The 24,807-nt window shown below is 60.6% G+C and carries 20 protein-coding genes; 9 read left to right on the top strand and 11 right to left on the bottom strand.

The window, feature by feature from the left end; translation table 11 throughout:
- Window positions 1–165: 165 nt before the first annotated feature.
- Both RG836_RS21565 and RG836_RS21560 read right to left on the bottom strand, forming a co-directional pair.
- Complete coding sequence (locus RG836_RS21565; protein WP_310849373.1) at window positions 166–1,749, bottom strand: rhodanese homology domain-containing protein; 1,584 nt, start codon at window positions 1,747–1,749, stop codon at window positions 166–168.
- A 122-nt stretch (window positions 1,750–1,871) separates the two neighbouring features.
- A complete protein-coding gene (locus RG836_RS21560; RefSeq protein ID WP_310849374.1) occupies window positions 1,872–4,085 on the bottom strand; it encodes an LTA synthase family protein in 2,214 nt (737 codons plus the stop codon).
- Window positions 4,086–4,244: 159 nt separating this feature from the next.
- On the opposite strand from RG836_RS21560, the gene RG836_RS21555 reads away from it, so the two are divergent.
- Window positions 4,245–4,622 carry a c-type cytochrome gene (locus tag RG836_RS21555; RefSeq protein WP_310849371.1) on the top strand — a complete coding sequence of 126 codons (378 nt, stop codon included), beginning with the start codon at window positions 4,245–4,247 and terminating at the stop codon, window positions 4,620–4,622.
- 8 nt (window positions 4,623–4,630) lie between these two features.
- On the opposite strand, the gene RG836_RS21550 is transcribed toward RG836_RS21555, so the two are convergent.
- Together RG836_RS21550 and RG836_RS21545 are read right to left on the bottom strand one after the other, a co-directional pair.
- Window positions 4,631–5,656, bottom strand: a complete 1,026-nt coding sequence (locus RG836_RS21550) for a D-cysteine desulfhydrase family protein (protein WP_310849369.1) — start codon at window positions 5,654–5,656, stop codon at window positions 4,631–4,633.
- A gap of 111 nt (window positions 5,657–5,767) precedes the next feature.
- Window positions 5,768–6,238: an Lrp/AsnC family transcriptional regulator gene (locus tag RG836_RS21545; RefSeq protein WP_310849367.1), complete on the bottom strand. Its 471-nt coding sequence runs from the start codon at window positions 6,236–6,238 to the stop codon at window positions 5,768–5,770.
- 122 nt (window positions 6,239–6,360) lie between these two features.
- Between RG836_RS21545 and mdeB the strand changes: the two genes are divergently transcribed.
- The 4 genes from mdeB to RG836_RS21525 all read left to right on the top strand — a co-directional run bounded on the left by mdeB (window position 6,361) and on the right by RG836_RS21525 (window position 12,224).
- The gene (gene mdeB, locus RG836_RS21540) at window positions 6,361–9,069 is read left to right on the top strand and encodes an alpha-ketoglutarate dehydrogenase (protein ID WP_310849365.1); all 2,709 of its coding nucleotides are present in this window, start codon (window positions 6,361–6,363) and stop codon (window positions 9,067–9,069) included.
- 77 nt (window positions 9,070–9,146) lie between these two features.
- Window positions 9,147–10,037 carry a LysR family transcriptional regulator gene (locus RG836_RS21535; protein ID WP_310849363.1) on the top strand — a complete coding sequence of 297 codons (891 nt, stop codon included), beginning with the start codon at window positions 9,147–9,149 and terminating at the stop codon, window positions 10,035–10,037.
- A gap of 142 nt (window positions 10,038–10,179) precedes the next feature.
- Window positions 10,180–11,400 (top strand): putative DNA modification/repair radical SAM protein, encoded by a 1,221-nt coding sequence (locus RG836_RS21530; RefSeq protein ID WP_310849361.1) that lies wholly within the window; start codon window positions 10,180–10,182, stop codon window positions 11,398–11,400.
- Window positions 11,397–12,224, top strand: a complete 828-nt coding sequence (locus RG836_RS21525) for a TIGR03915 family putative DNA repair protein (RefSeq protein WP_310849359.1) — start codon at window positions 11,397–11,399, stop codon at window positions 12,222–12,224. Before RG836_RS21530 ends, RG836_RS21525 begins: the two co-directional genes overlap by 4 nt.
- Here RG836_RS21525 and RG836_RS21520 read toward each other — a convergent pair.
- The gene (locus RG836_RS21520) at window positions 12,209–12,952 is read right to left on the bottom strand and encodes an SDR family NAD(P)-dependent oxidoreductase (RefSeq protein WP_310849357.1); all 744 of its coding nucleotides are present in this window, start codon (window positions 12,950–12,952) and stop codon (window positions 12,209–12,211) included. The two genes, RG836_RS21525 and RG836_RS21520, sit on opposite strands and share 16 nt — an antisense overlap.
- 384 nt (window positions 12,953–13,336) lie before the next feature.
- Between RG836_RS21520 and RG836_RS21515 the strand changes: the two genes are divergently transcribed.
- Window positions 13,337–13,843 carry an MEKHLA domain-containing protein gene (locus RG836_RS21515; protein ID WP_310849355.1) on the top strand — a complete coding sequence of 169 codons (507 nt, stop codon included), beginning with the start codon at window positions 13,337–13,339 and terminating at the stop codon, window positions 13,841–13,843.
- A gap of 71 nt (window positions 13,844–13,914) precedes the next feature.
- On the opposite strand, the gene RG836_RS21510 is transcribed toward RG836_RS21515, so the two are convergent.
- The 5 genes from RG836_RS21510 to RG836_RS21490 all read right to left on the bottom strand — a co-directional run bounded on the left by RG836_RS21510 (window position 13,915) and on the right by RG836_RS21490 (window position 20,023).
- The gene (locus RG836_RS21510) at window positions 13,915–14,934 is read right to left on the bottom strand and encodes a branched-chain amino acid aminotransferase (RefSeq protein WP_310849353.1); all 1,020 of its coding nucleotides are present in this window, start codon (window positions 14,932–14,934) and stop codon (window positions 13,915–13,917) included.
- Between the two features lie 126 nt (window positions 14,935–15,060).
- Window positions 15,061–16,446, bottom strand: coding sequence for a dihydrolipoyl dehydrogenase (gene lpdA / locus RG836_RS21505; protein WP_310849352.1), 1,386 nt, complete (start codon window positions 16,444–16,446; stop codon window positions 15,061–15,063).
- 3 nt (window positions 16,447–16,449) lie between these two features.
- Window positions 16,450–17,727, bottom strand: a complete 1,278-nt coding sequence (locus RG836_RS21500) for a dihydrolipoamide acetyltransferase family protein (RefSeq protein WP_310849351.1) — start codon at window positions 17,725–17,727, stop codon at window positions 16,450–16,452.
- On the bottom strand, window positions 17,728–18,786 hold the full coding sequence (locus RG836_RS21495; protein ID WP_310849350.1) for an alpha-ketoacid dehydrogenase subunit beta: 1,059 nt from the start codon (window positions 18,784–18,786) through the stop codon (window positions 17,728–17,730).
- Between the two features lies 1 nt (window position 18,787).
- Window positions 18,788–20,023 carry a 3-methyl-2-oxobutanoate dehydrogenase (2-methylpropanoyl-transferring) subunit alpha gene (locus tag RG836_RS21490; RefSeq protein ID WP_310849349.1) on the bottom strand — a complete coding sequence of 412 codons (1,236 nt, stop codon included), beginning with the start codon at window positions 20,021–20,023 and terminating at the stop codon, window positions 18,788–18,790.
- Between the two features lie 186 nt (window positions 20,024–20,209).
- Between RG836_RS21490 and bkdR the strand changes: the two genes are divergently transcribed.
- On the top strand, window positions 20,210–20,698 hold the full coding sequence (bkdR, locus tag RG836_RS21485; protein ID WP_310849348.1) for a Bkd operon transcriptional regulator BkdR: 489 nt from the start codon (window positions 20,210–20,212) through the stop codon (window positions 20,696–20,698).
- Window positions 20,699–21,261: 563 nt separating this feature from the next.
- Here bkdR and RG836_RS21480 read toward each other — a convergent pair.
- Window positions 21,262–22,443 (bottom strand): putative phage abortive infection protein, encoded by a 1,182-nt coding sequence (locus tag RG836_RS21480; RefSeq protein ID WP_310849347.1) that lies wholly within the window; start codon window positions 22,441–22,443, stop codon window positions 21,262–21,264.
- A 247-nt stretch (window positions 22,444–22,690) separates the two neighbouring features.
- On the opposite strand from RG836_RS21480, the gene RG836_RS21475 reads away from it, so the two are divergent.
- Together RG836_RS21475 and RG836_RS21470 are read left to right on the top strand one after the other, a co-directional pair.
- On the top strand, window positions 22,691–24,040 hold the full coding sequence (locus RG836_RS21475) for an MATE family efflux transporter (RefSeq protein ID WP_310849346.1): 1,350 nt from the start codon (window positions 22,691–22,693) through the stop codon (window positions 24,038–24,040).
- Between the two features lie 266 nt (window positions 24,041–24,306).
- Window positions 24,307–24,765 (top strand): REP-associated tyrosine transposase, encoded by a 459-nt coding sequence (locus RG836_RS21470; RefSeq protein ID WP_310849345.1) that lies wholly within the window; start codon window positions 24,307–24,309, stop codon window positions 24,763–24,765.
- Window positions 24,766–24,807 lie beyond the last annotated feature (42 nt).

The following is a 24,807-nucleotide window of genomic DNA, read 5'->3' as shown; positions in this document are numbered from 1 at the left end:
GTAGCCGACCTGGTCTCGCGTTGTACGCATTCCCCTTGTGGGGCTTGCCAGCGATGAGGCCTTGCAGGCGCTAGAAATCTATCTCTTGAAACACCGTCTTCATCGGAACGCGGCCCAAGCCAGCTCCCACCGGTGTTGCGCGTTACTGGAACGCGAACCCCATTCTCAAATCACAAAGAACCCATGAGTCCCATCTCGGCCCAGTTGCTCGACCAGGCCGAACTCCCAATCCAGATAGGCCTGCATCGCTTCGCGCGGATTGTCAGTGCCTTCGTAGGGGCGGCGGTAGCGGTCGATGCGGGGCGACGCCAGGCGGGTTTCGCCTTCTTCCAGTGGTCGTTGTTCGGCGATCCACTGGGCGGTGCCGCCTCCCAGGACAAACACTGCTGTTCCCGTCAGGGCCTCGACTTCTGCGACTGCCAGGTGCGCCAGCTCACCATTGCCGCAGGTCAGCACATAACGCTGTGCGGTGGGGACTTGGCTCAGCGCCTGTCGCAATTGGCTGCGCAACAGCCACCAGGCGCCGGGGATGTGGCCCCTGACGTAATTGGCGCTGCTGTTGAAATCCAGCAGCACGCTGTCGCCTTCCGCCAGCCATCGGGCGAGGGTCTCGGCGTTGATGGTTTCGACCTGCGGTACGGCCGGCAGCGGTGCCTGCCATGCGCCGGTTTCGCTGAAATGCTCGGGTTGCAGATCATCGATGACGTGCACGTCCCAGCCCAGTTGCGATAGCCACGACGCCGACATGTTGGCCCGCACGCCATCGTCGTCCACCAGCACCAGGCGCGCGCCGCGCACGCTGGCGAAGTGGTCGGTTTCCTGCACCAGTTGCCCGCCCGGGGTCGAGCGCGAACCGGGCAGGTGGCCGAGGACGAATTCCGCTGGGGTGCGCACATCGAACAGGTAGGTGCTGCGCGTCGCGTCCTGCTGCCAACGTTGCAGATCCGCCAGGCCGGCGCGGCCCACCAATGCCTTATCGGCGACGCGACGGGCCTCCAGCGCAGCGATTTGCCGGTGTTTTTCACTGGTCGGCGCAAACCGCCGCGACTGGCCGTGTTGCAGGCGTTGCCCGGCCAGGGTCCAGCCGATGGTGCCGTTGCGCAAGGCCGAGACGCGGTTGGCGATGCCCGCGTTGATCAGTGACTGGGTGCCGATGATGCTGCGGGTGCGCCCTGCGCAATTGACGATGATATGGGTCGCCGGGTCCGGGGCCAGCTCCCGCGCCCGCAGTACCAGTTCTGCCCCTGGCACGCTGATGCCGGTGGGAATGCTCATGGTCTGGTATTCGTCGAAGCGTCGGGCGTCGAGCACCACCACATCGGCCTGGCTGTCGAGCAGCGCTTGCACGTCTTCCGCCGCCAGCGATGGCGTGTGACGCTGGCTTTCCACCAGTTCGCCGAACGCTTTGCTTGGCACATTGACGTCGATAAACAGTTCGCCGCCAGCGCGGCGCCAACCGTCGAGGCCGCCGTCGAGCAGGCTGACATTCACATAACCCAAGGCCTGCAAACGTTGCGCCGCCAGCTCCGCGAGACCTTCGCCATTGTCGTAGACGGTGACCTGGGTATCGCGCCGGGGAATCCGCGCATAGACCTCCAGCTCAAGTTTCGACAGCGGGATATTGGCGGCAAACAGCGGATGCGATTCAGCGAAAGGCGCTTCTTCGCGGACATCCACCAACGCGACTTCTTCACGGTTCAACAGGGCTTGGCGGATCTCGGCAAAGGTGCGGGAGGCAAGGCGGGTCATGGCGGCTCCATCGTCGGATTCAACTGACATTTCAATCAGTTAACCATAACGGTGGGGCTAAATATCCTGCGTTTTACTGCTGAGCATATAGCCGAAAAGCAGGTGCACTGGCGGCTACCGACTCAACTCGAATGGGCCGCAGTGTCCTCGGCGGATTCTTCCTGCGGCTCATCCTGCCCAGGGGTTTCAGTGACCACACTGAAGTCGCTGACCTCTACCGCACCGAGGCCATAGCCCAGCAGGTGGAAGGAAAAGGCTTTGCGCGATTGCGGGTTATCGAAGCTGAAATCCATCACCAGCGGTTGGTCCGCCGTCACACGCATTTCATCCGGCAAGCCGAGCGGCACGTCCTGCTCCAGTTCCTTGGCTTTGAGCAGAATGTAGGCGTCCTGCTGTGGGTCGACCGAGCGTACGGTCAGGCGCACTCGGGTGTGCGAGCCCTTGGGCATTTCCAGGTACTGCGCGCCGATCAGGTTGTCGGCCCAGTCATCCTTGATCTGCGCTTGCAGTGGAATGATCGCCGGGCTGCCGAACTGATAGTGCTGGTTCAGCGGCGTGCGCAGCAGGCTGTGATCCAGCGCCGTGGCACGGGCCGCGATCTGCCGCGCGCGGAAACCGCCATATTGACCCTTGAAGGTCGCGCGGTCGGCGATGAAACCGTCGCTGGCGTAATTGCGGCAGCGTTGCTGGAAGTCGCAATCGGTCAGGGTGCCCTGGCCATCGTGGTAGCGCAGCTTGCCGTTGGTGAACGACATGATCTCGCGGCCGGTGTCGTAATTGCGCAACAGCGAGCGACCGCTGAGGGCGTCGGGGATCGGCAGCGCGAAGTAATCGAGGATCGAGGTGGCCAGGTCGACGTGGCCGTAGACTCCGGTTTTCACCTTGGGCAACTGCGCCTGTTCCGGCGCCAGCATCAGGTTGAAACCCCAGGAAGAGGCCAGCCGCACACCGTCGATGCCGTGGGATTCGTCAGAGGTGATCACCACCAGCGTGTCTTTGAGTACGCCTTGGCGTTCGAGGTCGCTCAGAAACTGGTCGATCGCATCGTCGAGATAGCCCACCGCCGCCTGCTTGGCGGTGTCGTAGCGTTCCAGATAATCGTCCGGCGCCGAGTAGGGCTGGTGCGTGCCCACCGTCAACAGCGTCAACATCCACGGCTTTTTTTGCTTTTTCAACTGGCCAACGTAATCCAGCGCGCCTTCGAAAAACGCTTTGTCGTCCTTGCCCCAGGGGAAGTCGAGATAGGAGGCGTTGGTGAACCATTCCAGGCCCAGGGTGGTGTCAAAGCCAATGTGCGGCATGATCTTGTCTTTGGCCATGAAGCGCAGCCCGGCACCCTGCAGATAGTGGGTGGCGAAGCCGTGGTTGTGCAGTTGCGCCGGCAGACAGGCCTGGTTGCGCTCGCTCTGGGTGAGCATTTCGACGCCTTTGGGCGTGCCGTTGTCGAGCTTGTCGTAATCGCCGCAGAGCATGGCGTACAGGCCGCGAATGGTCTGGTGGCTGTGCAACACGTAGTCGGGGGTGTTCATGCCGCGCTCGGCCCAGCGACTGAGCTTGGGCATCAGGTTTTCCTGATAACGGCTGTGCAGCGCCTCGCGGTTGGCGGCGATGTAAGCGCCCGGAATGCCTTCGAGGGTGATGATCATGACATTGCGCGCGCGTCCGGGGGCGCTCAGTAGTGGCTGGCCGTCGAGGTCCAGTTGCGTCAGCCCGGCCATTTGCGGCGGCAGGTCATCGATGCCGTCGTCTTCCAGCCACTCTTCGGCACGGGTTTGCACTTCGCCGACACTGGCGGCGAGCAGTTGATGCGGCAGGTTGTACAGGCGCCACTCGTCATCGTCGCTGGGTTGCAGATGCTGCGCGCCCCAGTGGCCGATCAACAGCAGCAGTGGCGCGGCCCAGGTTTTGCGCGGCAAACGTGGCGCGGGGGTCGAACGGCCCAGCCACAGGGTCGCCAGCCACACCAGCAAAGCCAATAACAACGCAGCGGCCAGCCAGGGTTGAGCAAAGCCACCGCCGGTGGAGTTCTCGATAAATTGCGGATCGATCAGATAATGCAGGTCCGAAACGTTAGGCAGGCGGCCTACCGCGCTGACCAGTTCGGCGCTTGCCACGTTGATCAAACCCCACAGCACCAGCACTGGCAGCGCCAGCCACCAGGCTCGGCGATACAGCAGCACCAGCAACAGACTGCCGATGCCCAGGTCCGACAAATAGCCGAGCGGGTTGGCCCAGCCGAGTGCCAGGCGCAGGCACAGCGGCACCACCATCAGCAGGCCAATCAGGGTAATGAGACGCGCATAGGGCCGCTGCAACCAGCCCCGAAGTGTGTTCAACACAGGCTTATCCAGTCATTAAAGCTTAACAAAGATGTGCGCGATGTTACCAAGCACAGGAAAGACTGGCGGGGAAATTCAACGGATGCCTGTTTAATTTGTATCGTAATCTGACGGCCCTAAACGCTTTCGCCGACTTACGCCGATCCAGGAACACCCATGAGCAAAACCGCAGGACTGATTTTCATGCTGGCTTTGGCCAGCCAGCACGCCCATGCCGCCGGCGATGTTGAGGCCGGCGAGAAGCTGTTCAAACGGATTTGCGGCGGCTGTCATCAAGTGGGCGAGGGCGCGCGGGCGTCCTTCGGTCCGCAACTCAACGGCATCCTTGGGCGAGCATCCGCGAGCAGCAGCGACTATCAATATTCCGATGCCATGAAGGCCGCCAACCTGACCTGGGACCGCGACACCCTGGTGGCTTACCTTGAAGCGCCGAAGAAAGTCGTGCCCGGCACGCGGATGATTTTCTGGGGCCTCGACGACCCGGAAAAAATCGACGATCTGCTGACCTACCTGCAGACCTTCCAAGCGCCGTGAGGTCCGGGTCAATGACCCTGGAACGTCTCGCGATAGGCGTACAGGCCCGGTGTGCCGCCTGTCATTACGAACAGCACATTGTCGCCCGCGCGGTACTGGCCCTGGCGCAGATCTGCGAGTAACCCGGCGAAGGCCTTGCCGGAATACACCGGGTCCACCAGCAGGCCCTCGGCCTGCGCCATCAGGCGCACGGCGTCCTGCATCGCTTCGGTCGGCAAGCCGTAGCCGCTGCCCAACTGGCTGCCGTCGACGATGATTTCGCTGGCCTCCACCGTGCTTCCTCCGAGCAATGTCAGGGCGTCCTGCGTCAGTTGCAGGGTGCGCGCCACCGAAGTTTCGCGGTCGGCCAGCACCGAATAGGATTTGACCGTCGCCGCACCACGGCCCATCAGGTGGAAACCCGCCGCCAGCCCGGCGTGGGTGCCGGCACTGCCGTTGGGCACAATGACTTGGTCGAAGTCGACTTTCAGCGCCGCCGCCTGCTGGGCGATTTCCGCCGCGCAACGGGCATAACCCAGGGCGCCCAACGGTGTCGAACCGCCGGTGGGAATCACCAGCACGTTATGTCCGGATTCGCGCAACTGCGTGGCCCGCGCTTGCGCCAGGGCGAGGGCATCAGTGCCGGCGGCAAACACCTTGAGCCGCGCGCCGAACAACTGGTCGAGCAACACGTTGCCATTGAGTTCGTAATCGACTTCCGGCTTGGGCACCGCGCGGGTCAGGAACAACTCGCAGGCCAGGCCCTGGCGTGCGCACACCGCGGCGGTCAGGCGCGCGTGGTTGGACTGCAAGCCACCGACGGTGATGACCGTATCGACCCCCTCTTGAAGGGCGGCGCCGAGGTGAAACTCCAGTTTGCGCAGCTTGTTGCCGCCACCGCCGATCAGCATGTGATCGTCGCGCTTAAGGTAAATGCCCACGCCCCGGACGCCCAACAGTTGCTCCAGTCGCGTGGCGCGGGAGATCGGGGTTGGACCAAACAACAGCTCGGTCCGGGCAATACGGTCCAGCGCCTTCTCCAATACGGTGTGCATCAATAAGACCTCGCGAGCGAAAGGAACAGACTCTACGGCCAGCCGCCTGGGCGATAAACGCATTCAAGGTTAGGAGTCGCGACACCGCAAGTTAGCAATCACCTCGCCGCATCAAGGCGTGGCCCGCAGCGGCAGCGCGGTTTTGTAGCGCACCTGCTTCAGCGACAGGCTGGAGCGGATTTTTTCCACCTCCGGCATCGGCGACAAACGCTCAATGATGAAGTGTTCCAGCGCCTGCATATCGGCCATCACCACGCGGATCAGGTAGTCGGCGTCGCCGGTCATCAAGTAGCACTCCATCACCTCGTCGCACTCGCAGATGTTGCGCTCGAAGTTCTGCAACGCCTCGCGGCCCTGTTGCTTGAGGCTGATGGAAATAAACACATTCAGGCGCAGGCCCAGCGCCTCGGGCTTGAGCAGCGCGACGTATTCGCGGATGCAGCCGGAGGCTTCCAGTGCCTTGACCCGCGCCAGGCACGGCGAGGGCGAGAGATGCACGCGCTTGGCCAGTTCAACGTTCGACAGGCTGCTGTCCCGTTGCAGTTCTCTAAGGATCTTCAGGTCAATGCTGTCGAAATTCATTGTGCTTTTACTTTTGTTGTTTGAAGTGATTTATGCCGCGAATGACGCGGGCAAAGTGCAACAACGGTCAAAAAAGCTGCGGGCTCCGGCATAGACTAGTAAAAAAAACGAGGAGCCGCCAAATGAACCGTTTTGAGTCCCCCGACCCTATTAACAGCGCTGCCGGTTTGACCGCGCAGGACCTCGACGAACTGCACGAATGGCGCGACGCTCTGGCGTCGCTGGTCGCCACTCGCGGCATCAAGCACGCGCGATGGCTGTTCGACGAACTGGCGGAAATGGCCCGCGAGCCGGCCATCGGCTGGCAACCGAGCCATGGCACGGCTTACATCAATAGCATCCCGGTGGACCGGCAACCGCGTTTTCCCGGTGACCTTGCCACCGAAGAGCGGCTGGCCTCGATCATGCGCTGGAACGCCCTGGCGATGGTGGTGCGCGCCAACCAGGCCTACGGCGAACTCGGCGGCCATATCGCCAGTTACGCCAGTGCGGCGGATTTGTTCGAGGTCGGCTTCAACCATTTCTTCCGCGCCCGCAGCGACATCTTCGACGGCGACCTGGTGTTCTATCAGCCGCACTCGGGCCCAGGGATTTACGCCCGGGCCTTCCTCGAAGGGCGCTTGAGCGAAACCGATCTGCAGCACTACCGCCAGGAAATCACCGCGCGCAAAACCGGTGTACAGGGTTTGTCGAGCTACCCGCACCCGTGGCTGATGCCGGACTTCTGGCAGTTCCCCACCGGCTCCATGGGTATCGGCCCGATCAGTTCGATTTTCCAGGCGCGCTTCATGCGCTACTTGCAGCACCGTGGCCTGCAAGACACCACCGACCGGCATGTCTGGGGCGTGTTCGGCGACGGCGAAATGGACGAGCCGGAAAGCATGTCCGCCCTGACCCTCGCCGCCCGCGAAGGCCTGGACAACCTGACTTGGGTGGTCAACTGCAACCTGCAACGGCTTGACGGCCCGGTGCGCGGCAATGGGCGGATCATTGACGAGCTGGAAGCGCTGTTCAGCGGCGCCGGCTGGAACGTGATCAAACTGGTCTGGGGCTCGGACTGGGACGCCTTGCTCGCCCAGGACCACGACGGCGCACTGGTGCGCACCTTGTCCAACACCGTTGACGGCCAGTTCCAGACCTTCGCCGCCAAGGACGGTGCCTACAACCGCGAGCATTTTTTCGGGCAAAACCCGTCGCTGGCCAAACTGGCCGAAGGCCTGAGTGACGAACAGATCGACCGCCTCACGCGCGGCGGCCACGACATCACCAAAATCTACGCCGCCTACCGCGCCGCCAGCCTGCACGAAGGCAAGCCGACCGTGATCCTGGCCCAGACCAAAAAAGGCTTCGGCATGGGTGAGGCCGGGCAGGGCAAGATGACCACCCACCAACAGAAAAAACTCGACCGCGAAGCGCTGATTGCCTTCCGCGACCGCTTCCACTTGCCGCTGACCGATGAACAAGTGGAGTCGCTGAGCTTCTTCAAACCCGCTGCCGACAGCAGCGAAATGCGCTACTTGCATCAGCGTCGGCAATCCCTCGGCGGTGCGATGCCGGCGCGCAATCGCGCGGCTGCGCCAGTGCCGGTGCCCACGGTCAGTGGATACGGCGGGTTCGCCACCCAGGCCGACGGCAAGGAAATGTCCACCACCATGGCCTTCGTGCGCATGCTGAGCAATTTGCTCAAGGACAAGCAACTGGGCCCGCGCATTGTGCCGATTGTCGCCGACGAAGCGCGCACCTTCGGCATGGCCAACCTGTTCAAGCAGATCGGTATCTATTCCAGCCTTGGCCAACGGTACGAGCCGGAGGACATTGGCTCGATCCTCAGCTACCGCGAGGCCACCGACGGGCAGATTCTGGAAGAAGGCATCAGCGAGGCCAGCGCCATCAGCTCCTGGGTCGCGGCCGCCACCAGTTATTCGGTGCATGGCCTGCGCATGTTGCCGTTCTACATCTATTACTCGATGTTCGGGTTTCAGCGCGTAGGTGACTTGATCTGGGCCGCCGCCGACCAGCGCGCCCGCGGATTCCTGCTCGGCGCAACGGCCGGGCGCACGACGCTGGGCGGCGAGGGCTTGCAGCATCAGGACGGCACCAGCCATCTGATCGCTGCCAGCGTGCCGAATTGCCGCGCCTACGATCCGGCGTTTGCCGGCGAGTTCGCGCTGATCCTCGACCACGGCATGCGCCAGATGCTGGAGCACGATGTCGACGAGTTCTACTACGTGACCCTGATGAACGAAAACTACGCTAACCCGAGCCTGCCGGACGGCGTCGAGCACAGCATCATTCGCGGCATGTATCGCTTCAGCGAGCAGACCCCGGCCAAGCCGTTGGGCACGGTGCGCCTGCTGGGTTCCGGGACCATCCTGCGTGAAGCGATCGCCGCCGCCGAGTTACTCGCCAGCGAGTGGCAGATCGCAAGCGAAGTCTGGAGTGTCACAAGCTTCAGCGAACTGGCCCGCGACGCGCGGGAGGTGGAACGCTGGAATCGTTTGCACCCGCGCGAGGCTTTGCGCAGCAGCCATTTGGCCGACTGCCTGCCGGGCAGTGCGCCGGTGATCGCGGTGTCCGACTACATGCGCGCCTTACCGCAGCTGATCGGCTCCTACCTGCCGGCACCTTTCACCGCGCTCGGCACCGACGGCTTCGGTCGCAGTGATACACGCGCGGCGCTGCGGGAGTTCTTCGAGATAGACCGGCACTCCATCGTGCTCGCGGCGCTGACGTCGCTGGCCGAGGAGGGCGTCGTCGATCGGCAACTGTGCGCCGAAGCGATCCAGCGTTACGGTCTGGACACCGACAGCGCGGCGTCGTGGACCTGCTGAGTCTTTGCTGTATAGCGGCGGTTGCTCGTCTGGGGCCGGGCTCTTTATAGTTGCGGCCCCTTTTGCAAGGCGTGGTCATGAGCAAACTCAGGCAGATGGAAGTGTTCGTCGCGGTGGTCGAGGCCGGCAGCTTCGCCGACGCGGCAACGCAGGTCGGCATGTCGGCGGTGATGGTCGGGCGGCATATCCAGAGCCTGGAAAAAACCCTCAACACCAAGCTGATCCAGCGCACCACGCGACGCCAATCGATCACCGGTGAGGGGCGGTTGTTTTATCAGGAGGCGAAGCTGGCGCTCGAGCAGGTCAGTTACGCCTTCAACCGTGTCGAAGCCGTCAGCGCCGAGCCCAGCGGGCTGCTGCGCATCACCGCGCCGGTGTCCCTCGGCGTGTCGCTGGTCGGGCCCCTGGTCGCCGACTTCATGGGCGAATACCCGGACGTTCAGGTCGAGCTGATCCTCAGCAATGAAGTGGTCGACCTCTACGAAAGCGCTTTCGACCTGGGCTTCCGGATTTCCGAACTGATTGGCGTCAACCTCGTGTCCCGCGCCTTGCCGCCGTACCGCATGGTGATCTGCGCCGCGCCGCGTTACCTGGCGCAACGGCCCGAGCCGACCACGCCGGAAGCCCTGCACCAGCATCGTCTTCTCAGCCACACCTCATGGAACAACCGCTTCGCCTGGCCGCTGAAAAATGGCAGCAGTGACGTGCCCTGGCCGGAGCGCGCAGTATTGAAAAGCAACGACGGCCAGATCCTGCTGCAGGCGGCGATTGCCGGCGAAGGTATTCTGATGCAACCGGATTTCCTGGTCTCTGCCGCCCTGGCCAGCGGCGAACTGGTCCGCATCATGGACGCCTACGCGCCGCCGCCTAAACCGGTGCAGATGGTCTACCCGCGAGCGAAGAAATCCTTGCCCAAACTCAATGCGTTCGTGGAATTTGTCGCCCGGCGCATGGCGGCGGGTGGTTGAGCCGGACCGGTACTTTGGTGAGAGGGTTTGCCCCCGAAGCGGCTGCACGGTGGGCCCGGCACAGGACGGACGGGCATGCTTCACACTTGTGTATCGGCGGTCACCCCTATACTGTACATGCACACAGTATTGAGGCTTCTCCATGCAACTCATCGACAAGTTGAGCATCCTCGCCGACGCCGCGAAGTACGACGCCTCCTGCGCCAGCAGCGGGGCGCCCAAGCGCAGTTCCGAAGGCAAGCGCGGGCTCGGCGCGACCGATGGCATGGGCATCTGCCACAGTTACACGCCGGACGGGCGCTGCGTGTCGCTGCTGAAAATCTTGCTGACCAACTTCTGCCTTTATGATTGCCAGTACTGCGTCAACCGCCGCTCCAGCGATGTGCCGCGAGCGCGTTTCACCCCCGAGGAAGTGGTGACCCTGACCCTGGATTTCTACCGGCGCAATTGCGTCAGTGGCTTGTTCCTCAGCTCCGGGATCATCCGCTCGGCGGACTACACCATGGAACAGTTGATCCGCGTGGCCAAGTTACTGCGGGAGGAGCACGAGTTTCGCGGCTACATCCACCTCAAGACCATCCCGGAAGCCGATCCGGCGCTGATCGAAGAGGCTGGGCGCTACGCCGATCGACTGAGCGTCAACATCGAACTGCCCACCGCCCTGAGCCTGCAAACCCTGGCGCCGGAAAAGCAACTGGGCTCGATCAAGCAAGCCATGCAAACCATCTACACCGGCGTGCAAACGGTGCTCAATGAGCCGCGAGCGCCGAAGTTCGCGCCGGCCGGGCAGAGCACGCAGATGATCGTGGGGGCCGACGACACCGATGACAGCACGATTTTGCATAGCGCCCAGGCCTTGTACGGCAACTTCCGCCTGCGGCGGGTCTACTATTCGGCGTTCAGCCCGATCCCCAATAGCCCGAAAAGCGTCCCGCTGGCCGCACCGCCGCTGATGCGTGAACACCGTTTGTACCAGGCCGATTTCCTGCTGCGCAGCTATGGCTACACCGCCGGGGAATTGTTCAAGGGGCCAGGGCATCTGGCGCTGGACATGGACCCGAAACTGGCCTGGGCCCTGGAAAACCGCGCGGTGTTCCCACTGGATCTGAACCATGCCGAGCCGGCCCTGATCGCGCGTATTCCCGGGATCGGTCTGCGTACTACCGAACGCCTGGTGGAATTGCGGCGCCAGCGTCGTATTCGCTACGAGGACCTGGCGCGGATGCGCTGTGTGCTGGCCAAGGCCAAGCCGTTTTTCATCACTAGCGACTACCACCCGCAGCAAGCGGAAGTCACCAGCCATTTGCTCTATCAGCAATTGCGCGACCGGCCTCAGCCGCAGCAGATGGGGCTGTGGGGATGATCATTCTCGATTGCGATGACCTATTTGATACCTGGCGCCAACAGGCGCGCCGGCTGCTCAGCCATGAAATCGATCCGAGCCTGGTGAGTTGGGACAGCGATGGCCGGGTGGATCTGTTCGCCAATGACGAATCCGTGCCGGACGCGCCAGGTCCGTTCCAGGCGCGGATTCCCATGGCGCTGCTGGAAACCCTGGAGAACGCCGCCCGTTATCGCGGCGATCAACGCTGGAACCTGTTGTACGAAGTGTTGTGGCGGGTCAGCCACGGTGACCGCACGGCGATGATGGCCGGCGACAAGCTAGGCAGCGAACTGCAGCGGCGGATCAAACAGGTGCGCCGCGAAGCTCATCATTTGCATGCTTTCGTGCGCTTCGTCGAGCGGCCGGCAGCCGAAGGCCCGCAATTCGTGGCCTGGCACGAGCCGGCCCACGACATCCTGCACAGCGCCAGCGCGCATTTCATCGGGCGCATGGGCCAGCAGCGTTGGTTGATTGCTACCCCACGGGACGGCGTCTACTACGACGGTGAGCAATTGATCCATCAGCGCCAGTGTCCGCCGCAATGGCAGCAATTGGCGCAGCAGGTCGATGATCTCCACGGCGAACTGTGGCTGACTTATTACAGCCACATCTTCAACCCGGCGCGGTTGAACCCGAAAGTCATGCAGGGTCACTTGCCGGCGCGCTTCTGGAAAAACCTGCCGGAGGGGGTGTTGATCCCCGGATTGATCAGCCAGGCGCGCACCGGCAAGCAGCAGGACGGTCAGGCCAGCGGCATTGCCGGGCGCGCCGGCAAAGTCCTCAAGGTTCAGCGCACGCTGTAGCCGCTGTCCACCACCCAATCCTGGCCGAAGACACTGCGGGCGCCGCGACCGAGCTGGAACAGAATCACCTCAGCCACCGCTTCCGGTTGCAGGAACTCACCGCCCAGCAGACGTTGATTGACGACGTTGGCGACTTCGCCTAGCTCTTCGCTTTTCAGACCCAGGGTGCCCCAGATCGGCGTGGCGGTCGGGCCCGGCGATACGGTGTTGATGCGGATGCCATGAGGCGCCAGTTCCACGGCAAGGGTGCGCACATGGGCGATCAGCGCCGCTTTTGAGGCGATATAGGCGGCCAGTCCAGGGAAACTCAGTTGCGCGAGGAAGGTTCCGATGAACACGACTGAGGCGGTTTGCCCCAGATGATCGCGCAGGCTGGCCAGGGTATTCAGCGCGCCGGCGCCGTTGACCGCCCATTGCCGATTGAAAGCCGAGGTGTCCAGGCCATCCGCCAGTTGCGCGATACCCGCGTTCGGCACGACGAAATCCACCGGGCCCAGGCTCGCGGCGCGCTGGCCCAAGCGCGCAAGGTCGGCGGCCTCGGTGACGTCGCCGGCCACCCAAATCAGTTGCTCGCCGTAGCGTTCGGTCAACTGACTAAGGCCGCCCAGCTGACGGGACATGGCCAGCACCCGTGCCCCTTGTTCCAACAGTTGGGTGGTCACGGCCAGGCCGATGCCGGAACTGGCGCCGGTGACTACGGCCAGGCGATCGCGAAAATCAGTCTTCATATACCTTTCCTTTTTGCGTGCTGCCTCAGGTTGCTCGGCTGGAGGAACGCGAGCCGACAGGGCATGGATGGACAGTTGAACCTCGAAATGTCCATTTCAAAAAGCGGGCCATATGTCTGAGCCTCACAAGGCAAGGGGCGTAGCGTTGCTGTTGTAGTTTTGACTGCGGGCAGGGCGAGTCATAAAGACTTCAATGCAGTCATTGCGACAGCGGTTAATCCGAGGCTAGACAATGGTTTGCAGTAGATTTGCAGATTTGGCCTGCAGAATTTCCCTGCAATTGGCGCTTTTCGAAGTGCAATGTCTTAGGTAGGGTCACTCGTTATCGCAGGGTGCCTGAGCAGCGCCGTGCGAATCACTTGAACCGTTTTGACCGGAGCGCCCATGTCGTCATCCAACGAATTCAAGGAGCCAGTGCAACGGCTGGATGCCGCCTATCGCCACTGGACCGGCCACGGCCTGCCCAGCCCCCATGGCCTGAATGCCGACGAGCGCCTGGCCTGGCTGCATAGTCACGCGCCTTACGCCTTGCTGGCCCACGGCCGGGAAGCGGACCCTTGCTTCATGTATGCCAACGAGCAAGCGCTGGCGAGTTTCAAGTACCCGCGCGAGCACTTTATCGGCATGCCTTCGCGCTTCAGCGCCTCGCCGCTTGATCGCGCAGTGCGCCAGACCTTGCTGGAACAGGTCACGGCCGACGGCATAGCCCATGGTTACACAGGGTATCGGGTGGATTACCACAATCAGCCGTTCGTGATTCATGAAGGCAGCGTCTGGACGTTGCTCGACGAGCAGGGCGTGGCTTGCGGCCAAGCGGCGTTGTTCTGGCCGGACGCTGAGCGCATCGGCGATCTCAGCCCCCGTGAGCGGGCGCACACCGAACCGAGCTGATACGCCCGGGCATAAAAAACGCCGCTTCCGATCACCGGAAGCGGCGTTTTTCATGGGGCAGGGGAGTCAGCTCAAACCTTGACGATCCAACCCGCTGGCGCTTCGACGTCGCCGGTCTGTACGCCGGTCAGCTCTTTGTAGAGCTTCTGGGTCACCGGGCCAACTTCGGTTTCGCTGTGGAACACGTGCAGGTGATCTTTGTAGCTGATCCCGCCGATTGGCGTGATGACTGCGGCGGTACCGCAGGCGCCGGCTTCTTTGAACTCCGACAGTTTGTCGATGAACACGTCACCTTCGATCACTTCCAGCCCCAGGCGCGACTTGGCCAGCTCGATCAGCGACAGGCGGGTGATGCCTGGCAGCACCGACGGCGAGTTCGGGGTGATGAACTTGTCGTCGTGCGTGATCCCGAAGAAGTTGGCGGAACCGACTTCCTCGATTTTCGAGTGGGTTTGCGGGTCGAGGTAGATGCAATCGGCGAAGTTCGCCTTTTTGGCCTGGGAGCCGGGCATCAGGCTGGCGGCGTAGTTGCCACCGACCTTGGCTGCGCCGGTGCCGTTTGGCGCGGCACGGTCGTAGCCGGAAATCAGGAAGTTATGCGGGGTCAGGCCGCCCTTGAAGTAGGCGCCGACCGGGATGCAGAAGATCGAGAAAATGAACTCGGGAGCGGTGCGCACGCCGATGTTGTCACCCACGCCGATCACGAACGGACGCAGGTACAGCGCGCCGCCAGTGCCGTACGGCGGGATGAAACGCTCGTTGGCGCGAACCACTTCTTTGCAGGCTTCGACGAACTGCTCGGTGGACACCTGCGGCATCAGCAGGCGGCCGCAGCTGCGTTGCATGCGGGCGGCGTTCTGGTCCGGGCGGAACAGGTTGATCGAGCCGTCCTTGCAACGGTAGGCCTTGAGGCCTTCAAAGCATTGCTGGCCATAATGCAGCGCAGTAGAGCCCTCGCTGATGTGCAGCACATTGTCTTCGGTCAGGGTGCCGGCATCCCAGGCGCCATCCTTCCAATTCGACAAGTAACGCTTGTCGGTCTTGATGTAGTCAAAACCCAGCTTGTCCCAGTTGATGCTCTCGTTACCCATGACACCCTCTATTACTTAACAACCGCCGAAACGGTACAAGGCTTCTGACGTTTTTGGATGGGGACAACAATACTTCATTCTGACCTTTTGTGGCGAGGGAGCTGGCTCCCTCTCCACAAAGTTCCGCTACAGATGCAACGCATGCCCCAACGCCCTCAATGCCGTTTCCTGCACCGCTTCGCCCAAGGTCGGATGGGCGTGGATGGTGCCGGCGATGTCTTCCAGGCGCGCGCCCATTTCCAGGCTTTGACCGAACGCAGTCGACAACTCGGACACCCCGACACCCACCGCTTGCCAGCCGACAATCAGATGATTGTCACGCCGCGCCACCACCCGCACGAAGCCGCTTTTCGATTCGAGGGTCATGGCCCGGCCATTGGCGGCGAAGGGGAAGTTCGAGACGATGCAGTCCAGCCCTTTGGCCTTGGCCTCGTCCGGGGTCTGGCCGACTACCACCAGCTCCGGGTCTGTAAAGCACACTGCGGCGATGGCGGCTGGATTGAATTCGCGACTTTTGCCGCTGATCAACTCCGCGACCATTTCGCCCTGGGCCATGGCGCGGTGCGCGAGCATCGGCTCACCGCTGAGGTCGCCGATGGCGTAGACGTTGCGCATGCTGGTCTGGCAGCGGTTGTCGATCTTGATCGCCGAGCCGTTCATGTCGAGGTTCAGCGCTTCGAGGTTCCAGCCTTGGGTGTTCGGCTTGCGACCCACGGCGACCAGCACCTGATCGGTTTCTAGGTTGAGGGTGTCGCCATTCGGATCGCTGACTTGCAAGGTATTGTTAGATGAATCAAAGCCTTGAACGCTGTGCTTCAAGTAAAGCTTTACGCCAAGCTTCTTCAGTTCTTCGTGCACAGGCTGAGTCAGTTCGCCGTCATAGGCCGGGAGAATCCGTTCCTGCGCCTCGACCACGCTGACCTCGGCGTCGAGCTTGCGGTAGGCGATGCCCAGCTCCAGACCGATGTAACCACCGCCCACCACCACCAGCCGTTCGGGCACGGCAGTCGGTGCCAAGGCTTCGGTGGAGGAAATGATCGGCCCGCCAATCGGCAGCATCGGCAGGTTGACGCTTTGCGAGCCGGTGGCCAGCACCAGATGCTCGCACTGAATGCGGGTGTCGCCGACATCCACGGTCTTGCCGTCGACGACCTTGGCCCAGCCTTGAATGACCTGGACCTTGTGCTTCTTCAGCAGGGCGGCGACGCCAGTGGTCAGGCGATCGACAATGCCGTCCTTCCATTCGACGCTTTTGCCGATATCCAGGCTCGGCGCGGCAACACGGATGCCCAGCGCCGATTGCTGACTGTGCTGGCGGGTTTGCTGAAATTGCTCGGCAACATGAATCAGGGCCTTGGACGGGATGCAGCCGATGTTGAGGCAGGTGCCACCCAGGGATTGGCCTTCGACCAGAATGGTCGGAATGCCCAATTGGCCAGCGCGGATTGCCGTGACATAGCCGCCGGGGCCGCCGCCGATAATCAGCAGCGTGGTGTGCAGAATCTGTGGCATGCCTTACTCCAGGAACAGCGTGGCGGGTTGTTCGAGCAAGCCACGGATGGCCTGGATGAAGAGCGCCGCGTCCATGCCGTCGACCACCCGGTGATCGAAGGAGCTGGAGAGGTTCATCATCTTGCGGATCACCACTTGGCCTTTGACCACCATGGGCCGTTCGACGATTTTGTTCACGCCGACGATGGCCACTTCCGGCAGGTTCAGCACCGGGGTGCTGACGATCCCGCCGAGTGCGCCGAGGCTGGTCAAGGTGATCGACGAGCCGGACAGTTCATCGCGGCTGGCCTTTCCGTTGCGCGCGGCGTTGGCCAGGCGCGAAATTTCCGCAGCGTTGTCCCACAGGCTGCGGGCTTCGGCATGGCGCACTACCGGCACCATCAAGCCAATGTCGGCTTGCGTGGCGACGCCCACGTGCACCGCGCCGAGGCGGGTGATGATCTGAGCTTCGTCGTCATAGCGCGCGTTGATCTGCGGAAACTCACGCAGCGCCACAACCATTGCCCGCACCAGAAACGGCAGCAAGGTCAGCTTGCCGCGGGTGGCGCCGTGTTTTTCGTTGAGGTGCGCGCGCAGCTCTTCCACCGCCGTTACGTCGATTTCCTCGACATAACTGAAGTGTGCGGCGCGTTGGGTGGCGTCCTGCATGCGTTGGGCGATCTTGCGGCGCATGCCGATCACCGGGATTTGCTCTTCATCATGGCGTTCGGCGTAAGCCGCAGAAGCACCGGATGCGTTGGATTGGCCTTGCGCCAGGTACGCATCAAGGTCTTCGTGCAACACTCGGCCAGCAGGGCCGGTACCGCGCACCAGACGCAACTGAATGCCAAGATCCAGCGCATGTTTACGCACGGCCGGTGAGGCCAGCGGGCGCTCATTGGCCTCGCGGGCGACGATCGGGCCGGGGGCCACGGTAGCCGGACGGGCAGCGGCGACAGGCTTGCTTTCGACCACGGTTTCGACTTTTTTCGGCTCGGCGACCGGCGGTTCTTTGGCCGCCGCTGGCGCGGGTTGCGCGGATTCTTTCAGGTTGCCCGCGCCTTCCACTTCAATGCTGATCAGCACACTGCCGACCGCCATCACCTCGCCGGGCTCGCCGCCCAGGGAAATGACCTTGCCATGCACCGGCGACGGAATGTCCACCATTGCTTTGTCAGTCATCACGTCGGCCAGTACCTGGTCTTCCACCACCAGGTCGCCGACCTTGACGTGCCACACCGACAGTTCCACTTCAGCGATGCCCTCGCCAATGTCCGGCATCTTGATTACGTGCGTGCCCATTCAGACCTCCATGACCCGATGCAAAGCCGCGCCCACTCGGGACGGGCCAGGGAAATACGCCCATTCCTGCGCGTGCGGGTAGGGGGTGTCCCAACCGGTGACGCGCTCGATCGGCGCTTCCAGGTAGTGGAAGCAGTGCTCTTGCACCAGCGCCGCCAGTTCGGCGCCGAAGCCGCAAGTGCGTGTGGCTTCGTGGACGATGACGCAACGCCCGGTTTTCTTCACCGAGTTGACGATGGTTTCCAGGTCCAGAGGCCACAGGCTGCGCAGGTCGATGACTTCGGCGTCGACACCACTTTCTTCGGCGGCCACTTGCGAGACGTAAACCGTGGTGCCGTAGGTGAGGATGGTCACGTCTTTGCCCGGACGCGCGATGGCGGCGACGTCCAGCGGCACCGTGTAGTAGCCGTCGGGCACTTGCGCGGCGGGATGTTTCGACCACGGCGTTACCGGGCGGTCGTGGTGGCCGTCGAACGGGCCGTTGTACAGGCGCTTGGGCTCGAGGAAGATCACCGGGTCATCGTTCTCGATGGAGGCGATCAGCAGACCTTTGGCGTCGTAAGGATTAGACGGCATTACCGTGCGCAGGCCGCAGACCTGAGTGAACATCGCTTCGATGCTCTGGCTGTGGGTCTGGCCACCGTAGATGCCGCCGCCGCAAGGCATGCGCAGGGTCATCGGCGCGGTGAATTCGCCGGCCGAGCGATAGCGCAAGCGCGCCGCCTCCGAAATGATCTGGTCCGACGCCGGGTACACGTAGTCGGCGAACTGAATCTCCGCCACCGGGCGCAAGCCATAAGCGCCCATGCCGACGGCCACGCCGACGATGCCGCTTTCGGAGATCGGCGCGTCAAACACCCGCGAGGTGCCGTACTTGGTCTGCAGGCCTTCGGTGCAACGGAACACGCCGCCGAAATAACCGACATCCTGGCCGAACACCACCACGTTATCGTCACGTTCAAGCATCACGTCCATGGCCGAGCGCAGGGCCTGGATCATGGTCATGGTGGTCGTGGTCATGGCGGTTTCCAACTCGATATGGTTGTTGTGATCGTTCATCTCAGACCCCCAACTGCTGACGCTGGCGCTTCAAGTGCTCCGGCATCTCTTTATAGACGTCCTCGAACATGGTCGCGGCGCTTGGCGTCTGGCCCCCGGCGAGGGTGCCGTACTGCTCGGCTTCTTTCTGCGCGGCGATCACTTCGGCTTCCAGTTCAGCGCTGACGGCGGCGTGTTCCTCGTCGGACCACTGGCCGATTTTCACCAAGTGCTGCTTGAGGCGGGCAATCGGATCGCCCAGCGGGAAGTGGCTCCAGTCGTCGGCGGGACGATATTTGGACGGATCGTCAGAGGTGGAGTGCGGGCCGGCGCGGTAGGTGACCCATTCAATCATGGTCGGGCCCAAGTTGCGGCGGGCGCGTTCGGCGGCCCAGGCGGACGCGGCGTAGACCGCAACGAAATCGTTGCCATCGACCCGCAGCGAAGCGATGCCGCAGCCGACGCCGCGTCCGGCGAACGTGGTGGCTTCACCGCCAGCGATCGCCTGGAAGGTCGAGATCGCCCACTGGTTGTTGACCACGTTGAGGATCACCGGTGCGCGGTACACGTGGGCGAAGGTCAGGGCGGTGTGGAAGTCCGATTCAGCGGTGGCGCCGTCGCCGATCCAGGCCGAAGCGATTTTGGTGTCGCCCTTGATCGCCGAGGCCATGCCCCAGCCCACGCCCTGGACGAATTGCGTGGCGAGGTTGCCGGAAATAGTGAAGAAACCCGACTCTTTCACCGAGTACATGATCGGCAATTGCCGGCCCTTGAGCGGATCGCGCTCGTTGGACAGCAGTTGGCAGATCAGGTCCACCAACGGCACTTCGCGGGCCATCAAAATGCTTTGCTGACGGTAGGTGGGGAAACACATGTCGTCGATGTTCAGGGCCAGGGCCTGAGCGCTTCCAATGGCTTCTTCGCCAAGGCTCTGCATGTAGAACGACATTTTTTTCTGACGCTGGGCGACCACCATGCGGTTGTCGAAAATTCGCGTCTTGAGCATGGCGCGCATGCCCTTGCGCAGAATCTCCGAAGGCACGCCTTCACCCCACGGGCCCAAGGCGTTGCCTTGATCATCGAGCACGCGAATCAGACCTTTGGCCAGGTCGGCGGTGTCGGCGGGTTCAACGTCAATAGGGGGCTTACGCACGGTACCGGCGTCGGTCAGGCGCAGGTAAGAGAAGTCGGTTTTGCAGCCGGGACGGCCTGAGGGTTCAGGCACGTGCAGGCGTAGCGGTTCATACGCTGGATTCATGGCTTTCTACGCTCGATCTTGTGAATTTCTTGTAGTGAGCTGACGGTCATTCCCCTGTGAGGGAAATCTTGTCCTACAAACATCATAGGCCGGGCGCAGGAGAATATTTCTCTGTCTTTCGTTGCGTCGGGGGTGATTTGGGGATAGAAATTCTTCACAACCATAAAAAACAGGCGTTTTTATCTCATGCGCAAACTTGATCGCACCGATATCGGCATTCTCAACAGTCTCCAGGAGAACGCTCGAATCACCAACGCCGACCTCGCACGCTCGGTCAACCTGTCACCGACGCCGTGCTTCAACAGGGTCAAGGCCATGGAAGAATTGGGGTTGATCCGCGAACAGGTGACCTTGCTCGACGCCGACTTGCTGGGGCTGCACGTCAACGTGTTCATCCATGTCAGCCTGGAAAAACAGGTGGAAGAGGCGTTGGCGCATTTCGAGGCGGCCATTGCTGACCGGCCGGAAGTGATGGAGTGCTATCTGATGGCGGGGGATCCGGACTATCTGATCCGGGTGCTGGTGCCGACGATCCAGTCGCTGGAGCGGTTCATGATGGATTTCCTGACCAAGGTCCCAGGAGTGGCCAATATCCGTTCGAGCTTCGCGCTCAAGCAGGTGCGTTACAAAACTGCACTTCCGCTGCCGGCGAATGGTCTCACGCTGGGTGGTTGACGGTTGACGGTTGACGGTTGACGGTTGACGGTTGACGGTTGGCTGTTGAGCTAGATATGAATTTTGTCGTTACCGCAATGGCAGCTTCGGGTTTAGCTAGGACGGCAAGTCGGCAGTTCGTAAATCGATAGGTAATGACCCAGACTGTGGCCGCCTGACGTGAAAGATCTCGACACACTGCTTTTCTGTGGGAGGGAGCTTGCTGGCGATAGTGCCAGATCAGCCCGCTTGAATATGAATAGACCTGCAAATTGCTAGGTCACAGCGAACTCACGGTGAAAGTGCGCTTGCCCGCGACACCGCCACTCCATCTAACAACGAAATATCTGCGTCCTCTAGCGTCACAAATGCTGCTTCATCACCTCCCCCACAAAAAAAGGGCGCCGAAAAAATGCGCCCATTTATGACTTAGCTGGAAACCTGATCTCTTAATCGCCCGCCAAAATCGCATTAATACATCACATATGCCCGCAACCGGTGACATCTTAAATGCCAATTGCTAGGGAGAATCGAAATTTCGCGTGATGCCCAGCAGCAGACCCCTATGACGATTTTATGAGCTCTTAACGGAGCTTTTGCTCATCGGATTCGTAGGCAATATTCGGATAATAGGTTCTGTATCTGATTCCTGATAGATGTTCGCCAGGCAAGTTTTTAATTATATTGTATTTGGTGATTAGCTTTGTAGAGTGAGGCATTTTTTTGTCCGGGGCTTCTGGAGTGAATTCCCACTTCATTCCCAAGCATGAAATGCTATTTATCAAAATTAGCGCTTGCTCATAAGTGGAAAGCTGAGCCCGGTACATTTTTCCATATTCGTACTTTTCTTTGTCTGTGATGTCCGGATGGTTGTTTAGATACTTGAAACTTTGATAAAGATGTCGAAAGTAATGACCTAATCTAAACTGGTGTCCGCGATAATATTTTTCGTATTTGTGTTCCATCTTGAAGTCTTTCGCTAGCTGCAAATCTGTAATCATGGACTCCGGCTTTTTCTTTGCTTTATATAATGCTTGGGTTGTTTCGTGAAGATCTTTTGGTGGTAGGTTTAATAGCTTGGTCCAGTTATCGAATCGATCGTTATCCGACCTTTCAGGTTTAAGTTTTAAGAAGTGTAAAAGCCTAGAAAAATACTCTGATTTATATCGAGTTTTGATGTTGTTCTTTATTATTTGCTCACCTTCTGCGCTTAGACCAAAGAAGACAGTCATGTACGCTAGATCGATGGCGGCCATTTCTATGATGTTTATTTTCGGATTGATTGGTTTTACGATTGACAATAATTTTTTTTCATATGTTTTTGTAAAATAGTCTTTGGTGTTTTCAGAGTTAGAAAATCTTCTGATTTCTTTGTAGCATTCTTCGAATTCTTGAAATATCTCCCGGAGGACTTGTCTGTTTTCGTATGTTGCACTTCTGTGCTTGTTGCTCTTATCATATTTAAGTTCGCTGACGTTGCTTCGGTATAATCTGATCATTTCAAAGAAAGAGGATTCGAATCCGGATCTTTTATTTTCTTTTGTTTGCTCTCGGAAGTTAAGGAAAATTAAAAGTGTGCCAGATAGGGCGAAGAAGGTTCCAACTACGCCGCCGACAAAATCTCCGAATTGCCCTGAGACGGTGTAGTTTGTTGCTACGTCGTTAGAAATCACATATCCCTCTATCCGAGCTTTATTGAGAAAATACCCCAAGACGGCAATGCCAATAATAAGAAGTGCAATTGCTGAGGTTTGAATTGTTCTCATATGGCTTCGTCCATGGAAGATTGTTGGTGGATCATAAGGCTCTTGCACTTTGAGGATTTTATTTTAATGGGGCGTTTTAAATTTTGAGGAGGTTCATAGTCTTCGAGAAGATCGATTTTGTCCATTGTGAAGGAGGACCTAAGGAGAAAACAATGGTGTGATTTATTCGATTTCGTGGCGGTCTGACTCTATTACCCCGATATCGTACACTTCCCCAACAGCGCCACCCGCCGCCCCGAGACCCTGCATGCAGACCGACCGCCCTTTGTGGCAAACCTACCTCCTGTTCCTCGCGCCTATGGTTTTGTCGAATTTCCTGCAATCCATGTCCGGCACGGTCAATAGCATCTACATCGGGCAGATGCTCGGCACCCAAGCCCTGGCGGCGGTGTCGGGCATGTTTCCGGTGGTGTTTTTTTTCGTCGCGCTGGTGATTGGCCTGGGCGCGGGGGCCGGGGTGTTGATCGGGCAGGCGTGGGGCGCGCGGGAGACGCAGGTGGTCAAGTCGATCGCCGCGTCGACCATCCTGCTGGGGATTTTGATTGGCCTGGTGGCGGCGGTGTTGGGCAGTGTATTTGCGCGGTCGGCGCTGGTGGTATTGGGCACCCCGGCGGATGTGCTGGACGACGCGGTGGCTTATGCGCAGGTGATGATGGGGATCATGCCGCTGCTGTTGGTGTTCGTGCTGATCACCCAATTGCTGCGCGGGGTGAGCGATACGTTGTCGCCACTGTTGGCGTTGTTGGTGTCGACGGTGGTCGGGCTGGCGCTGACGCCGGCGTTTATCCGCGGTTGGTTCGGGTTGCCGCAGTTGGGCATCCAGAGTGCCGCGTATGCAGCGCTGGCGGGTAACGTGGCGGCGATGGCGTGGCTGGCGTGGCGGATGCTGCGCACCGGCCATCCAATGGCGCCGGACCGGGCGTTTTTCGCGGCGCTGCGGCTGGATCGGGTGATTCTCGGCAAGGTGTTGCGCATCGGTTTGCCCACCGGGGTGCAGATGGTGGTGATCTCGCTGTCGGAGCTGGTGATCCTGGCGTTGGTCAATCAGCATGGCTCGCAGGCCACGGCGGCCTATGGCGCAGTGACGCAAATCGTCAATTACGTGCAGTTCCCGGCGTTGTCGATCGCGATCGCCGCGTCGATCCTCGGCGCCCAGGCCATTGGCGCAGGCCAATTACAGCGCATCGGCTTGATCCTGCGCACCGGCTTGTTGATCAACCTGTGGCTGACCGGAGGCTTGATCCTGTTGGGGTATCTGCTGTCGCACTGGCTGCTCGGCTTGTTCATCACCGATGCAGCGACCTTGGCCACCGCCGAGCATCTGCTGCACATCATGCTCTGGAGCATGCTGGTGTTCGGCTTCCAGGCCGCCATTGGCGGGATAATGCGCGCCAGCGGCACCGTGCTGATACCGGTGGCGATTTCTATCTTCTCGATCATCTGCGTCGAATTGCCCGTGGCCTATTGGCTCGACGGGCGCTTCGGCCTGCAAGGGGTATGGATGGCCTTCCCCGCGGCGTACCTGAGCATGCTGGTGCTGCAAACTGCGTACTACAAACTGGTTTGGCGGCACCAGAAAATCGAGCGTTTGGTGTAGGAGATCCGTTGGTTGGCGGATGGCGCAGACCTGTGGCGAAGGCGCTTGCTCCCGCTGGGTCGCGCAGCGGCCCCCAATGGTTAGCGACTGCTGCGCAGCCGAGCGGGAGCAAGCGCCTTCGCCACAGGGGATCGGGTTTCGAAAGATGAATCGAAGGCGTCGATTTTTCCTGCATTACGCTCGGACAATTCGCTCAATAGTTGCAGCGCCGCGGCATGCCTGGGCGGTCTAGGGTCAATGGACATCTTGTTTCAGGAAGCCATGGAATGCCGATACGCCCTAACTCACATCGCCTTCGTCACGGTCGTTTTTCAGAGCCGGGCAGGGCCTATATGGTCACCACCGTGGTGCATCAGCGAATGCCTTTATTCCAGGACTGGCGACTCGGACGGTTGCTGGTCGCGGAGTTAAAGCGAGTCCACGATGAGGGCCAGGTTGACTCCCTAGCATTTGTGGTCATGCCTAATCACATGCATTGGCTGGTGCAACTGAGAAATCAGGATCTGGCGCCGGTCATGCAGACTATTAAGTCTCGCAGCACATTAAGCATCAACCGCGCAATCGATCGCTCAGGCGCGTTTTGGCAAAGTGGCTACCATGACCGAGCCATACGCGACGGCGAAGACCTGCGTCCTTTTGCTGACTACCTGTTAGCCAATCCATTACGCGCAGGCCTGGTCACTGACCTAGCCGACTATCCGCTGTGGGACGCTTCCTGGTTGTGAACCCAATGCATTTGAATCCCCACAAATCTGTGGCGAGGGAGC

Source organism: Pseudomonas rhizozeae, assembly GCF_031583775.1.
In the GTDB taxonomy this organism is placed as follows: Bacteria; Pseudomonadota; Gammaproteobacteria; order Pseudomonadales; family Pseudomonadaceae; genus Aquipseudomonas.
This window is presented reverse-complemented; position numbering and strand designations above follow the sequence as displayed.

Coding starts and splice junctions, on each gene's coding strand:
- RG836_RS21545 (WP_310849367.1), bottom strand. CDS start 6,238: ATGAATTTCGACAGCATTGACCTGAAGATCCTTAGAGAACTGCAACGG.
- bkdR (WP_310849348.1), top strand. CDS start 20,210: ATGCGCAAACTTGATCGCACCGATATCGGCATTCTCAACAGTCTCCAG.
- RG836_RS21530 (WP_310849361.1), top strand. CDS start 10,180: ATGCAACTCATCGACAAGTTGAGCATCCTCGCCGACGCCGCGAAGTAC.
- RG836_RS21535 (WP_310849363.1), top strand. CDS start 9,147: ATGAGCAAACTCAGGCAGATGGAAGTGTTCGTCGCGGTGGTCGAGGCC.
- RG836_RS21555 (WP_310849371.1), top strand. CDS start 4,245: ATGAGCAAAACCGCAGGACTGATTTTCATGCTGGCTTTGGCCAGCCAG.
- RG836_RS21470 (WP_310849345.1), top strand. CDS start 24,307: ATGCCGATACGCCCTAACTCACATCGCCTTCGTCACGGTCGTTTTTCA.
- RG836_RS21515 (WP_310849355.1), top strand. CDS start 13,337: ATGTCGTCATCCAACGAATTCAAGGAGCCAGTGCAACGGCTGGATGCC.
- RG836_RS21520 (WP_310849357.1), bottom strand. CDS start 12,952: ATGAAGACTGATTTTCGCGATCGCCTGGCCGTAGTCACCGGCGCCAGT.
- RG836_RS21500 (WP_310849351.1), bottom strand. CDS start 17,727: ATGGGCACGCACGTAATCAAGATGCCGGACATTGGCGAGGGCATCGCT.
- lpdA (WP_310849352.1), bottom strand. CDS start 16,446: ATGCCACAGATTCTGCACACCACGCTGCTGATTATCGGCGGCGGCCCC.
- RG836_RS21495 (WP_310849350.1), bottom strand. CDS start 18,786: ATGAACGATCACAACAACCATATCGAGTTGGAAACCGCCATGACCACG.
- mdeB (WP_310849365.1), top strand. CDS start 6,361: ATGAACCGTTTTGAGTCCCCCGACCCTATTAACAGCGCTGCCGGTTTG.
- RG836_RS21565 (WP_310849373.1), bottom strand. CDS start 1,749: ATGACCCGCCTTGCCTCCCGCACCTTTGCCGAGATCCGCCAAGCCCTG.
- RG836_RS21490 (WP_310849349.1), bottom strand. CDS start 20,023: ATGAATCCAGCGTATGAACCGCTACGCCTGCACGTGCCTGAACCCTCA.
- RG836_RS21475 (WP_310849346.1), top strand. CDS start 22,691: ATGCAGACCGACCGCCCTTTGTGGCAAACCTACCTCCTGTTCCTCGCG.
- RG836_RS21510 (WP_310849353.1), bottom strand. CDS start 14,934: ATGGGTAACGAGAGCATCAACTGGGACAAGCTGGGTTTTGACTACATC.
- RG836_RS21550 (WP_310849369.1), bottom strand. CDS start 5,656: ATGCACACCGTATTGGAGAAGGCGCTGGACCGTATTGCCCGGACCGAG.
- RG836_RS21480 (WP_310849347.1), bottom strand. CDS start 22,443: ATGAGAACAATTCAAACCTCAGCAATTGCACTTCTTATTATTGGCATT.
- RG836_RS21525 (WP_310849359.1), top strand. CDS start 11,397: ATGATCATTCTCGATTGCGATGACCTATTTGATACCTGGCGCCAACAG.